The sequence below is a fragment of the Actinosynnema sp. NPDC037264 genome (assembly GCF_055603705.1).
Genome location: NZ_JBVJVK010000038.1, coordinates 69,940 through 82,575, shown reverse-complemented (window position 1 = coordinate 82,575; position 12,636 = coordinate 69,940). Strand labels below are relative to the sequence as shown.

9 protein-coding genes are annotated in these 12,636 nt (G+C 73.0%); 3 read left to right on the top strand and 6 right to left on the bottom strand.

Annotated features, from left to right (window positions below):
- Positions 1 to 241: 241 nt before the first annotated feature.
- Positions 242 to 1,030 carry an MBL fold metallo-hydrolase gene (locus tag ACZ7GX_RS31465; protein WP_498781889.1) on the bottom strand — a complete coding sequence of 263 codons (789 nt, stop codon included), beginning with the start codon at positions 1,028 to 1,030 and terminating at the stop codon, positions 242 to 244.
- A gap of 160 nt (positions 1,031 to 1,190) precedes the next feature.
- On the opposite strand from ACZ7GX_RS31465, the gene ACZ7GX_RS31460 reads away from it, so the two are divergent.
- Both ACZ7GX_RS31460 and ACZ7GX_RS31455 read left to right on the top strand, forming a co-directional pair.
- Entirely contained in the window at positions 1,191 to 2,009 is an 819-nt protein-coding gene (locus ACZ7GX_RS31460) for a phytanoyl-CoA dioxygenase family protein (RefSeq protein ID WP_498781887.1), read from the top strand.
- Between the two features lie 183 nt (positions 2,010 to 2,192).
- Positions 2,193 to 4,121, top strand: coding sequence for a family 43 glycosylhydrolase (locus ACZ7GX_RS31455; RefSeq protein ID WP_498781885.1), 1,929 nt, complete (start codon positions 2,193 to 2,195; stop codon positions 4,119 to 4,121).
- 63 nt (positions 4,122 to 4,184) lie between these two features.
- Here ACZ7GX_RS31455 and ACZ7GX_RS31450 read toward each other — a convergent pair whose 3' ends face one another.
- Entirely contained in the window at positions 4,185 to 6,614 is a 2,430-nt protein-coding gene (locus tag ACZ7GX_RS31450) for an SdrD B-like domain-containing protein (protein WP_498781884.1), read from the bottom strand.
- Between the two features lie 173 nt (positions 6,615 to 6,787).
- Here ACZ7GX_RS31450 and ACZ7GX_RS31445 point away from each other — a divergent pair, with 173 nt between their 5' ends.
- The gene (locus tag ACZ7GX_RS31445) at positions 6,788 to 7,555 is read left to right on the top strand and encodes a hypothetical protein (RefSeq protein ID WP_498781895.1); all 768 of its coding nucleotides are present in this window, start codon (positions 6,788 to 6,790) and stop codon (positions 7,553 to 7,555) included.
- Positions 7,556 to 7,819: 264 nt separating this feature from the next.
- Here the strand turns inward: ACZ7GX_RS31445 and ACZ7GX_RS31440 are convergent, their stop codons facing one another.
- From ACZ7GX_RS31440 to ACZ7GX_RS31425, 4 genes are all read right to left on the bottom strand, one after another.
- Positions 7,820 to 8,869 carry a LacI family DNA-binding transcriptional regulator gene (locus ACZ7GX_RS31440; protein ID WP_498781883.1) on the bottom strand — a complete coding sequence of 350 codons (1,050 nt, stop codon included), beginning with the start codon at positions 8,867 to 8,869 and terminating at the stop codon, positions 7,820 to 7,822.
- A gap of 343 nt (positions 8,870 to 9,212) precedes the next feature.
- On the bottom strand, positions 9,213 to 10,250 hold the full coding sequence (locus ACZ7GX_RS31435) for a LacI family DNA-binding transcriptional regulator (protein WP_498781881.1): 1,038 nt from the start codon (positions 10,248 to 10,250) through the stop codon (positions 9,213 to 9,215).
- 170 nt (positions 10,251 to 10,420) lie between these two features.
- Positions 10,421 to 11,719, bottom strand: coding sequence for an MFS transporter (locus ACZ7GX_RS31430; protein ID WP_498781879.1), 1,299 nt, complete (start codon positions 11,717 to 11,719; stop codon positions 10,421 to 10,423).
- Between the two features lie 104 nt (positions 11,720 to 11,823).
- Positions 11,824 to 12,603 (bottom strand): class I SAM-dependent methyltransferase, encoded by a 780-nt coding sequence (locus ACZ7GX_RS31425; protein ID WP_498781877.1) that lies wholly within the window; start codon positions 12,601 to 12,603, stop codon positions 11,824 to 11,826.
- Positions 12,604 to 12,636 lie beyond the last annotated feature (33 nt).

Genomic DNA, 12,636 nt, shown 5'->3' with positions numbered 1-12,636 from the left:
CGCTCCCCACCCCCCCGCCGGCCCATTGTCCCCCGCCCCGGGGGGGGGGGGGGTACCGCCCCCCCCCCCTCCCTCCCCCCCGCTCCCCCCCCCCCCCTCCGTTCTCTCCTCCCCCCCCCCCCCCCCCCCCCCCCCCCCCCCCCCCCCGGACCGGCGCGATCAGAAGCCCGCCACCCACGATGGTCACGTCGGCGTCCACGCGCTCTGCCGCACTCGGTGCACGGCGTGCGGCGGGTCGTGGTCAACGCTGGAGCGCGGCAAGGGTGAACTGCTCCGGGTAGGGCGAGAGCTCCACGGCCCGCACGGCGGTGATCGTCCCGGCCGCCACCGCCCGGCACAGCTCGGCGACCCGGGACAGCTCCGCGCGCTGGGCCCGGACGAAGTCGCGGTCCACCGGGTCGCCGTGACCGGGCACGACGATCGGCGCGTCGAGCGACAGGATGCCGTCCAGCGCGGTCGGCCAGCCCTGGGGGTGTGCGTCGCCGAACTGCGGCGGTGCGCCGTGCTCCACGAGGTCCCCCGCGTACACCACTCCGGCGTCGGGGACGTGCGCCACCAGGTCGTGGTCGGAGTGCGCCGGTCCGAAGTGGACCAACTCGACCCGGCGCCCGCCGAGGTCGACTTCGGCGCGTGCGTCGACCAGCCGGTCCGGCAGCACCAGTCGCACGGCGGCGATGCGATCCGCGACCTCGACCTCGCCCCGTTCCCGGTAGTGCCGCTCCCACTTCTCGCGCTGCCGCGCCCCGGTGGCGACCAGGTCGGCGTGGCACCGCCGGTGCGCCCACACCTCGCACGGGCGGAAGACCTCGGTGCCGAAGCTGTGGTCGAAGTGGGAGTGCGTCAGCACCACGTGCCACGGCAACGGGGTCACCTCGCGGACCGCCCGAGCCAGTTCCGCGCCCTGACCCGCGTCACCCCCGGTGTCGACCACCAGGCACCGCTCGTCACCCACCACGAGCCCGACCGACAGGTCGAGCTCCTCGTACCGCCGCACCAGCACACCGTCGGCGACCTCGATCCACAACGCCACGGGCGGATCCAACCACGCGACCGAGGCTCCGCCGAATTTACAACGTTGGAAACTGCCGCCGGGGCTGCTACGTTCGGCAGTGGTCCGCTGTCGCGCGAACGGTCGGGGTGAACGCGCCCCGGTCGCCGCACCCGCTCCGCCCTGCCCGGAAGAGGTGGTCATGACCAGCGCCCGTGAGCCCGACGACCTGGTCGGGGAGCTGCACTCGGACGGCATCGTCGCGTTGCGCGGCGCGTTCGCGCCCGACTGGGCCGATCGCCTCCGCGAGGACGTCGAGGTGTTGTTCCGGGAAGCGCTCGAACGCCCGGACGGCGCGATCGGGCGCGGGCCGAACCGCTACTACGTCGAGATCCACCCCGAGCGGATCAGGGGGTTCCTCGACCTGGTGACCCACCCGTGGGTGGTCGGCCTCGCGCGGGCCGTGCTGGGACCGGACTACCAGGTCGTGGAGACCGGTTTCGACGTGCCGCTGCCCGGCGCGGTCGCCCAGCCGTGGCACCGGGACTTCCCCGCCCCCGACGAGACCGTGCGGGACCGTCGCCTCACCTCGCTGGCGGTCAACGTCACGACGGTCGACACGACCCCCGAGATGGGGCCGTTCGAGATCGCGCCCGGCACGCAGTGGGACGACGGCGCCGACTTCGAGCACGGGATGTTCCCGCCGAAGTCGCACTACCCGCGCTACGAGGGTCTGGCCCAGCGGAAGATGCCCCGGCGGGGCGACATCTCCGCCCGTTCCGCGTTGACGATCCACCGCGGCACGCCCAACCGGTCGGCCACGGCACGGCCCGTGCTGGTCCTCGGCCTGGCCGCGGCGGGCGTCGGGAACGACCGCAACGACCTGGTGGTCAGCCGCGCCTTCCACGAGCGGTTGCCCGAAGAGGTCCGCGCGCACCTCGGGTGCCGGGTCGTCGACCGGCTCGAACCGCTGGTGCAGAAGCACACGATCGAGGGCCTCGTGATGGGTGCGGCCGACTAGCCACCGGCTCCCGTGCCCAGGTGGCAGGTCGGCCTCCCCGCGCACCAGCCGCGTCCCCGCGCACCAGTCGCCTCCCCGCGCACCGGCCGCCTCCCTGCACCGCCGGTCCGCGACTGCCTCCTCGGGCGCGATCACGGCGGCCCCAGGCGCCTCACCCCATCCCTGCGACCCGGAGTTGCCACGATGACCGCACTTCCGATCAAGCTCGCCACCACCGCCCTGACCGCGCTGCTCACAGGCGCCCTCACCACGGTCGCACCCGCGGCCGCCGCGGCCCCCGCGCCGGACCACCCGACCGCCGTGGCCGGCAACCCGTTCGCCGACGGCTGGTACGCCGACCCGGACACGATCGTCCACGGCGACACCTACTGGGTGTACCCCACGACGTCGAAGCCCTACGCCGAGCAGACCTACCTCGACGCGTTCTCCTCCACCGACCTCGTGCGCTGGACGAAGCACCGCAACGTGCTGACCACCGCCGACGTCTCCTGGGCCGAGTACGCGCTGTGGGCGCCGGCGCCGATCACCCGCAACGGCCGGTACTACCTGTACTTCGCCGCCAACGACATCCAGGGCGACTCGGCGCTGGGCGGCATCGGGGTGGCCGTCGCCGACCACCCGGCGGGTCCCTACCGCGACGCGATCGGCCGGCCGCTGATCGGGAAGTTCCACCACGGAGCGCAGCCCATCGACCAGGACGTCTTCATCGACGACGACGGTCAGGCCTACCTGTACTACGGGGGTTGGGGTCACGCCAACGTCGTGAAGCTCAACCCCGACATGGTCAGCCTCGGCACGTTCGCCGACGGCAGCACCTACAAGGAGATCACGCCGGCGGGTTACGTCGAGGGTCCGCAGATGTTCAAGCGAGCCGGGAAGTACTACCTGATGTGGTCCGAAGGCGGGTGGACCGGTCCGGACTACTCGGTGTCCTACGCGATCGCCGACTCGCCCACCGGCCCGTTCACCAGGCTGGACAAGGTGCTCGCCCAGGATCCCGCGGTCGCGCGCGGCTCGGGCCACAACTCGGTGGTGAACGTGCCCGGCACCGACATCTGGTACATCGTCTACCACCGCCGACCGCTGAGCGAGACCGACGGCAACCACCGCCAGCTCGCCTACGACCGCATGCACTTCAACGCCGACGGCACGATCCGGCGCGTGACGATGAAGGTCCAGGACAACTTCGCCGACGACAACTCCTACGGCTGGAAGACCTACGGCGGCTCGTGGACCGTCCCGGGTGGACGGTTGCGGGCGGCCGGCTCCGCCGGCGGCAAGGCGTTGCTGGACACGAACTTCGGCGACTTCACCCAGGACACCGACGTGACGATCACGTCCGGCGGCGGTGACGCCGGGCTGGTGTTCCGGGCGAGCAGGCCGGCGGTCGGCGTCGACGGCTACGCCGGCTACTACGCGGGCATCTCCCCCGCCGGGCGGGTCGTGCTGGGCCGGGCCGACAACTCGTGGACCCCGCTGGGCGCCGCGCCGCTGGCGGTGAGCGTCGGCTCCACCCACCGCCTGCGGGTCACCGCGGTCGGCACGTCGATCAAGGTGTACGTCGACGACCTGGCCACGCCGAAGATCAGCGTCACGGACGCGACGTTCGCCTCCGGCGGCAACGGCGTGCGGGTGTTCAACGCGGCGGCCGACTTCGACAACGTCGTGGTCGGCCCGGCCGTGGGCGGGGAGGTCAACCTCGCGCGAGGTCGCCCGGCCACGGGCTCGACCCCGTGCGCGCCGGGCGAAGGGCCGGAGAAGGCGGTCAACGGCACCGTGACGGGCGGGAACAGCGACAAGTTCTGCTCGTCGGTGTCCGGCGCGTGGCTGGGCGTGGACCTCGGCGCCACCCGGTCGATCTCCCGGTTCGAGGTCGCGCACGCCCAGGCGGGCGGTGAGGGCGCCGGTCTCAACACCAAGGCGTTCGGCCTCTCGGTGTCCGACGACGGCACGACGTGGCGGAAGGTGGTCGACGTGACGAACAACGGCGCGGCTACCACGGTCCACCGCGTCAGCGGGGTGTCGGGTCGCCACGTCCGGCTCGACGTCGGCGTTCCCACGAACACCGGCGAGATCGCCACCCGCATCTACGAGCTGCGCGTCTTCGGCTGAGCCCGTGCACCCGGCGGCGAGTGGTCCGCCCGCCCGCGAGGATCCGCGGGCGGGCGGACCCGGTCACTCCTGCCTGGTCCGGCGTTTGCGGCTCAGGAACGCGAGCGCCGCGCCCGTGCCGAGGACCAGGACACCGATGAGGACCACCCACGGCAGGCCGGCGGAGACACCGGTGTCGGCCAGCGAACCCCCGGGCGGGGTGGTCGTGGTCGGGGCCGGGGTCGTCGGCGGCACGGTGGTCGTCGGCGGCGTCGTGGTCGGATCGGGCTGGGGGATGTGCACGCCCGCGTCGATGGTGTGGTCGACTTCTCCGGGGTTGGCCGGCGCCGTGACGGGCGCGTAGCCGTTGCACAGCTGCCCGGTGGTCGGCGGCACCACGTTGGAGTCGTGCACCCGGTCGTCACCGGTCAGCCCGGCGGTGAACCGCAGGTCGGTGGCGGGCGGCTGTCCGGGGACCGTGTCGGTGTCCGCGGTGCACACGTTGAACTGCACCGTGTACTCCGCGCCAGGCGTGAGCTCGTAGGCCGCGCCGACACCGCCGAAGTAGTACTCGCCGGCCGCGTCGGTCCTCGTCGTGGCGACCTGCCTGCCGTCGGCGTCGAGCAGGTTGATCGTCGCGTCCGGCAGCCGCACGTCCGCCGGGTCCTGGACGCCGTTGCGGTCGCCGTCGAACCACACCAGGTTGCCGATCTGGATCGGCGCGTTCGCCGCCTGGTAGGCGATGGCGCCGAGCCCTCCGGCCTTGCCGAACCCGTGACTCGGGTTTCGACCGACGAACTCGTAGGCGTTGTCCGTAGGGCTGTTGCCGGGCCCTTCACCGGTCGTGACGTCGTAGTAGCCGGTCCCGGCCGTGGCGACGTTGACCGTCGGGTCCATCTGCGTGCTGATGACCCATTGCTGCTGCGGGATGTAGGCGACCGAGCCCAGCGCGGACTCCTGGTGCGCCGCGGGGCGTCGGAAGTAGTCGCCCGGGAAGTACTCGACCACGTCGCCCGCCTGGCCGGCGGTGTTGTCGCCGGTCGCGTGGTTCGGGCAGGTCCCGGTGCCCTCCCAGGAGTACCCGCCGGCGGGGTTGACGCAGGCCATGTTGATGTCGCCACCGGCGAAGCCGCGTTCCGTGGTGGTCCGGCCCGGACGCGGGTCCAGCGCGTCCCAGCCCACCACGTCCATGAACCGGTCGCGGAAGCCGAGGATCATCGACCCGTCACGCGCGAACGCCAGGCTCGCCAACTGCGGCTGCGGGTCGATCATCGTGCCGCCACCGCCCACGTCGTGCTCGTCCCACGTCGCCAGGTCGCTGCGCCACGGGTTCCAGCGGTCGGTCTGGCCGGGAGCCGACCGGCCGCTGAGGACCTCGCCGCGCTTGAAGCCGAGCGGCTGGGTCAGCACCGCGGTGAACCCCGTGCCGTCGTAGGTGTAGACGACGGCCTTCAGGTCCGCGCGGTTCTGCGTGCTCTGCGCGCTGCACACGCCACCGACGTACAGGGTGGCGTCGTGCGCGGCGACGCTGAACGGGCGCCAGTCGCCAGGAGCCGCGCAGCCCGGGTCCGGGATCGGCACCGTGGCCGCGGGCGCCGAGGCGGTGGCCCCGGTGGCGTCGAAGCCGACCAGGCTGCGGGTCAGCAGGTTCACCGCGTACAGCGTGGAGCCGTCCTCCGACAGGGCCAAGCCGCCGATGCCCTCCTTGCCGGGCACGTCGGTGAACCCACCGTCCTTGATCATGTTCCCGGTGTCGTGGGGCGTCAGCGCGGCGCCCGGCACCTTCGCGAACAGGGTCGGCGCGCCGCCGCCGTCGACCGGCACGGTGTAGATCGCGTCGCCGCCCTCCGGCCCGTACGCGGCGTGCCGCCGGGCGAACGCGCCCTGGAACAGCCGACGCCGGTCCTTGTCGTAGGCGAGTCCGTACGTCGTGCCCACCTGGGCTTGGGTGGCCAGCGTGGTCGGGCAGCCGACGTCCTCGGGGCACGTGCCGCGGGCGTCCCGCCCGAACGCCACCAGGGCCCTGGTGTCCTGGCCGTTGGCACTGGCCTGGATCGGCACGAAGTACCGGGTGTCCGGCAGGGTGAAGTGGGCGGGGTTCCAGACGCCGGTGATCACCGAGTCGTCCTTGCCGCCCGACACGTCCACGAACGTGGTGAAGCTGTCGAAGTGGTTGGTCGCCGTCGAGGCCGGGGCCGCCCTCAGGTACTCCCGGTAGGGCTCGGGAACGGTGACGTCGACGCGGTAGTGGCCGCCGCTCAGCACGTCGGACGGCGGCACCACGACCTTGCCGGTCGCGTCCGTGACACCGTCGACGCGGTGGCCCTCGCGGTCGGAGACGACGACGGCCATGCCTTGCTGCGGCACGTCCATCGTCGTGTTGATCACACCGGTGCCGAAGAAGTCCCGCAACACCTGGACAGTCAGCGTGCCGTCCGCCGGCGACGCGGCAGCCGTCCCGGTGGTCGCCCCCGTGATGCCGCTGCTCGCCAGCAGCAGGCCGGCGAGTCCCACCCGCGCCAGTCCGCCCCCACGCGTCCGGGTTCGCCGGCGCGTCCTCGTCCCTCTGTGTAAGTCGTCATGCACCGTGCACAGCCAACCAGAATCGCGTCTCCCCCTACGCCATACGTTCGGGTGAATCGTCGTGGTGGAGCAACGCACTGTTAGTGTTCCGCCGCGTGCGGAGCATGCGAGCCCAGCAACGCCTTCCGCGGTGGTCGCGGCCGCGTTGGTCGGTCGTCGTCATCGGCGTCGTGGCGGTGGTGGCGGCCGGGGTGACCGCGTTCCTGATCGTCGATCCGGGTTCCGAGCCGACCGGTCCGCGTGCGTTGACCTCGGACGAGGTGAACCGGCTGGCGATCGCGCGGTTCCGCAACTTCGAGGCGGGAGGCCGCGCGGTGACGATCACCGTGCCGACCACCGCCGGCGGGCTGGTCATCACCGGCTCCATCGACTACCGGGCGAAGCTCGGTTACGGCGTGGTGCGCGGCGCCGGGCGCGACACGTCCAGCGACGGGCTCATCCAGTGGAACCCCACCGCGGTGTTCGTCCACCCGATGGCGAACGCCCCGGCGGAGGCGCCGGCCTCGCCGCCCGGGTCGGGCTGGCACCGCCGTCCGCTGCAGACGTCCGGCAGCTCGTTGGACAGCTCGCTGCTCATCGCGCTCAACCTCGGCAGCGACCGGCCGGACAACGCCGCGCTGCTGCCGCAGAACGGCGCGGCCTGGGTTGGTCAGGACCGAGTGGGCGAGCACCAAGTGGACGTCATGTCCGGACCGAGCGCCCGCGCCAAGCCCGACACCGCGGGCAACGTCCGCTACTGGGTCGACCAGGACGGCACCATGCACCGGGTCCAGGCCGACGTGGCGTCCGAACCGCAGCCGGTGGTCATCGACTTCGACACCCGGCCGTACGTCCCGGTCCAGCCCGCGCCCGGCGTCACCGCGACGCCGTAGCCACCCTGCCGGAAACCGCGAGGGTGCCTCGGATTCGCCCACTTCCGCGCGCGGTGCCGACTCGGTGAGCGCGTCGTGCTCCGCACTGCCGATCGGCCCGGCGGTCGGCGTGCCAATGTGTGTCCGATGTGGACACACGGCGGCCGTGCGCGACCTCGCGGCCGACTCGGCGGAACGCGTCTCTCAACGCGAGCCGAACCAGTGGCGGGTGGAAGTCGTGGACTCAGGCCGATCCCGGGAACCCGGCCGGTCACCCCGATCCGATCACCCGTCCGCCGGGCGGGGTGACGCGATGGACGAGCGGTCGCGCCTGGGCATGGGGACGCGGTGGACGCCGGGCAGCTGTGAGCGGCGTTCGGTGAGGAGGACCTCGACGGCCTTCGCGCCCAGCTCGTAGCGCGGGAGGGCGACGGTGGTCAGCGTGGGGCGCAGCCAGCCGGCGAGGGGGTGGTCGTCGAAGGAGACGACGGAGACGTCGGCCGGCACGGCGAGACCGGCGTCGGCCAGGGCTTGGTAGGCCCCGAACGCGAGCCGGTCGTCGAAGCAGATCAGGGCGCCGGGACGTGCGCTTGCCAGCAGGTCCCCGGTGGCGGCGAAGCCGTGCTCCGGCAGCCACGACCGGCACGGCCACGCGCCGGCGATCTCCACGCCCGCCGCGTCGAGCACCTCGCGGATGCCGGTGAGGCGCTCGGCCGCGGTGACCGAGCCGGGTGGCACGCCGTCCGGGTCGACGCCCGTGCCGACGAGGTGGATGCCGTCGCGGTGCCCGGCGTCGAGCAGCGCGCGTGCGGCGGTCCGGCCCGCTTCGACCTCGTCGGGCACGACGACGGACAACGGGGACGGCCGGTCGGGCAGGACGTTGAGCAGCACGGCGCGACCGGCCTCGATCCGGTCGGGCACGCAGACCTGCCTGGTCTGCGTCGACGCGTACACGATCCCGTCGACCTTGCGGTCGAGCATCGCCCCGATCAGGCCCTGCTCCGCCGTCCGGTCGCCGTCGGTCTCGCCGACGATCAGCAGCGCGCCGTGCTCGCGTGCCGCGTCGAAGGCGCCCCGGATCATGTCCCCGGCCAGCTCGGACGTGGCCACCGCGTCGGAGATGAACCCGATCGTGTGGGTCCAGTCGGTGCGGGGTCCGACGGACGACCTCTTGCGGCGGTAGCCCACGGCGTTCGCGGCCTGCCGCACGCGCAGCTCGGCCTCCGCCGAGATGCGCAGGTCACGACCTCGACCGGACAGCACGAGCGAGACCGTCGTGACCGAGACGCCGGCCGCCTTGGCCACGTCGGCCAGCGTGACCTGTCGTCGGTTCACCGGGTTCTCCCGCAGCCGAGGTCCCGAAGGGCCTGTTCCGACACCGCTGTGCCGTCGAGGCGCGCGTCAGGGGAACCGCGACTGGTGGCGCGGCCCGCGGTGGATGTGCGCTTCCGTCGAAGACGACATGTGCTGCTCCTGGACTGCGTTGTCCCGGCGTGGTGCTCGGCGCTCCTCGCTGGAGTGAATGTTTCGGTTCACTCACATGAAGTTTCGGGCAATGTAGCGCCGCTGTCGTGCCCGCGTCAACGCGGCGACAGGGTGAGAATGTGAGCGTTCACCGATGCTCAGAGCGCGGTGAGGCGGAACAGCGTTGTGAACGTGCACATGGAGGACGGCGGGATCACCGGCGAGGGGCGGCGGTGCTGGCGCGGACGACGAGCTCGGTGGCGAGGACCAGCCGGTGCTGCGGCAGCGGCCTGCCCTGCGCCAGGTCGATCAGCATGCCGGTGGCGGTGGCGGCCATGTCGCCCAGGGGCTGCCGGATGGTGGTCAGCGCGGGGATCATCCACTGGGCGGGCGGCAGGTCGTCGAAGCCCACCACGCTCAGGTCGTCGGGGATGCGCAGGCCCGCCTCGTAGACGGCCTGGTAGACCCCGTGCGCCTCGCCGTCGTTGCCGGTGACCACCGCGGTCGGCGGATCGGGCAGGCGCAGCAGCTGCCGGGTGTGCTCGAGGCCGTCCTCGATCTGGAAGTGGCCCTCGCGGACCAGCTCCGGGTCCACCGGCACGCCGGCGGAGTCCATGGCCGCGCGGTAGCCGTCGAGCCTCGCCCGACCCGACAGCATCCGGGTGGCGCCGGTGATCACCGCGATGCGCCGGTGCCCCAGCTCCAGCAGGTGCCGGGTCGCCGCCAGGCCGCCGCTCCAGTTGTCCGCGCCCACCGACGGCACGCCGTGCGCGGGTTCGCCGGTCGGGTCGACCAGCACCACCGGGATGTCGCGGCTGCGCAGCTGCTCGTGCTGCGCGGGCGCGGGGCCGGAGAAGACGGCGACGACGCCGGTCGGCCGCCGGGCCAGCACGCTGTCGACCCAGCTCCGGTCGGGGACGTGCCTGCCCTGGAGCTGGCTCAGGGAGATCGTCAGCCCGTGTTCGGCGGCGACGCGGTCGACGCCCTTGACCACCTCGACGGGGTACGTGCCGGCCAGCTCGTGGAACAGCACCTCGACCAGCGGCGCCTTGCTGACCTTCTTCTGCCGCCGGTAGCCCTGCTCGCGGAGCAGGCCCTCCACCAGGGCGCGGGTGTCCGCGGCGACCTCGACGTGCCCGTTGACCACCTTGGACACCGTCGCCGCCGACACACCCGCCAACTCGGCGATCCGCGCGATGGTGACGCCGGCGTTGCCCACGGCGCCGGAGGCCGGGTCACGGGTGGTGGCCATGGCGGGAGTCTAACGGCCGGGCCACTTGTCACCCGGCGCCGCCGCCTGCCGGCGCGGGCCCGGTCGCCCCGAAAGTCCAGGTCTTCGGACCGACTGATCAGGTCGCGGACTGGCCTGGGCACCGCGCGTTCAGAGCGGGTGCGACCACCGCGGCACAGGGCCGGTCCGGGTCAGGACTCCCTCTCCAGGCGGATCGACCGCACCTCCGGCAGCAGGAGGATCGCCGCGCTGCTGAAGACCTGCCAGCCCGCGGCGGCGAGCAGCAGGGCGCCCGTGCCCACGACCTCGGACACCGGGCCCACCAGGGCGAGGCCGACGGGTCCGAGCGCGTACGCACCGAGCAGCTCGTAAGCGCTGACCCGCGACAACACCCCTTGCGGCACCAGCCGCTGTTCCGTGGTGCGCCACAACGCGTTGAACGCGCTCGCGCTGAAGCCGACGGCGAACGCGGCGGCCACGACCAGCGGCAGCGGGGCGCGCAGGGCGAGCGGGACCAGCAGACCGACCCAGGCCAGCTGGACGAACGCGATGACCAGGAGGGTGCGGCGGACGTGCAGGCGCAGCAGGAGCACGCTCGCCAGGACGGCTCCCGCACCTTGCGCCGCGGCGATCGCACCCCAGGCCGACGCGCCGCCGAGGTCGCCGCGCGCGATCACGGGCCCCAGCACCAGGAACGGGGACACCACGAACAGGTTCCACAGCGCCAACTGCAGCACGCCGACCCACAGCCAGCGGCGGGAGCGGAACTCCGTCCAGCCCTCGCGCAGGTCGGTGAGCAGCCGCCGGCGCGCGACGCCGGTGCGCGGCGCCACCCGCACGCCGGCCAGGAACAACGCGCTCACCAGGTAGCTCGCCCCGTCGATCACCAGCACGACCCCCGAGCCGCCCACCGCCACCAGCAGGCCCGCGACGGCCGGACCGGCCACGTCCGGGACCGACTTGGCCAGGCCCAGGAACGAGTTGGCGCGCTGGAGCTGGTCCCCGGTCACGAGATCGGCGGGCATGGCGGCGAGCGCGGGCTGGTAGAACGCGGCCGCCCCGCCGCGCACGGCGGCCAGCAGGGCCATCGACCACAGCTGGGCCGTGCCGGTGAAGACCAGCGCCGCGAACACGAACTGCGCGGTGGCGGACACGAGGTCGGCACCCACCATGACCGCCCGGCGCGGCACCCGGTCCGCCAGCACGCCGCCCGCGACCAGGAACACGATCGTCGACACGACGCCCGACGCGAACACCAAGCCGAGGTCGGTCGCCGACGCCCCGCTGTCCAGCACGGCGAACGTCATGGCCACCGGCGCCATCGAGGAGCCGATCAGCGAGGTGGCGTAGCCCAGGAAGAAGCGCCGGAAACGCCGGTCCACCAGCAGGTCGCCCGCGTCGCGCCACTGCCCCCGGCGGCGGCCGGTGGCCGTCCGGGGTTCGCCGTCCTGCCCGTCTCCGGCCCGTGCGGAGAGATCTTCCACAGCCACGCGTTCCAACATAGAGCCATCGGGCGACCACGGGTCGCCATCGCACCCGGTCGCTGTCCCGCCGGCGGGCGGCAGCGGTCTGTCCACAATGGACGGAGCACCGGCTAGCGCACCGGCTTGCGCGCCTCGATCAGGAACCGGCGTGAGCGCGCGACGAACGGGCCGTCGGTCCGGATCCGCTCGTGCAGCGCCTCCAGGCGGTCGCGGTACTTCTCGACGGTGAAGTCGGGGACGAACCAGATGACCTTGCGCAGGAAGTAGACCATCGCGCCGACGTCGAAGAACTCCATCACCAGTTCGGCGGTCCGCAGGTCGACCACCTCCAGGCCGGCCTCCTCCGCCGCGGCCCTCGCCAGTTCCGGCTCGCGGTCGCCGCGCCCCAACGGCTGCGGGCCCAGGAAGAAGTCGTAGACCTCGTGGCCGCTGTCCGGGCCGACCTGCTGGGAGAAGTACGTGCCGCCGGGCGTCAGGACGCGGGCGATCTCGCCCCAGTGGACGGTCACCGGGTGTCGGCTGGTGACCAGGTCGAACGTGCCGTCGGCGAACGGCAGCGGCGGCCGGTCCTCGTCGGCGACCACGACGACTCCCTTGTCCCGCAGGTTCTCCTGCGCCCGCGCGACGTTGGGCGGCCAGGACTCGGTCGCGACCATGGCCTTGGCCGCGCGCTGCGGCACCCCGGCCAGCACCTCGCCGCCGCCGGTCTGGACGTCCAGGCTCATCGACGCGCGACCGACCCGTTCGCCCATCAGCTTCTGGTAACCCCAGGGCGGGCGCTCCTCGGTGGCCCGGCCGTGCAGCCAGGAGAAGTCCCAGCCGGTGACGTCGACCGCCTCGGCCTCGGCGATCAGCGCGTCGAAACCCCTGTCCACAACCGCCTCCCGCACGTGAGGGTACCTCACCACCGCCGTCGTCCCGGC

What these genes read in the sequence shown, in the direction of transcription:
- ACZ7GX_RS31460 (WP_498781887.1), top strand. Translation starts at nt 1,191, where the DNA reads ATGACCAGCGCCCGTGAGCCCGACGACCTGGTCGGGGAGCTGCACTCG.
- ACZ7GX_RS31455 (WP_498781885.1), top strand. Translation starts at nt 2,193, where the DNA reads ATGACCGCACTTCCGATCAAGCTCGCCACCACCGCCCTGACCGCGCTG.
- ACZ7GX_RS31445 (WP_498781895.1), top strand. Translation starts at nt 6,788, where the DNA reads ATGCGAGCCCAGCAACGCCTTCCGCGGTGGTCGCGGCCGCGTTGGTCG.
- ACZ7GX_RS31435 (WP_498781881.1), bottom strand. Translation starts at nt 10,250, where the DNA reads ATGGCCACCACCCGTGACCCGGCCTCCGGCGCCGTGGGCAACGCCGGC.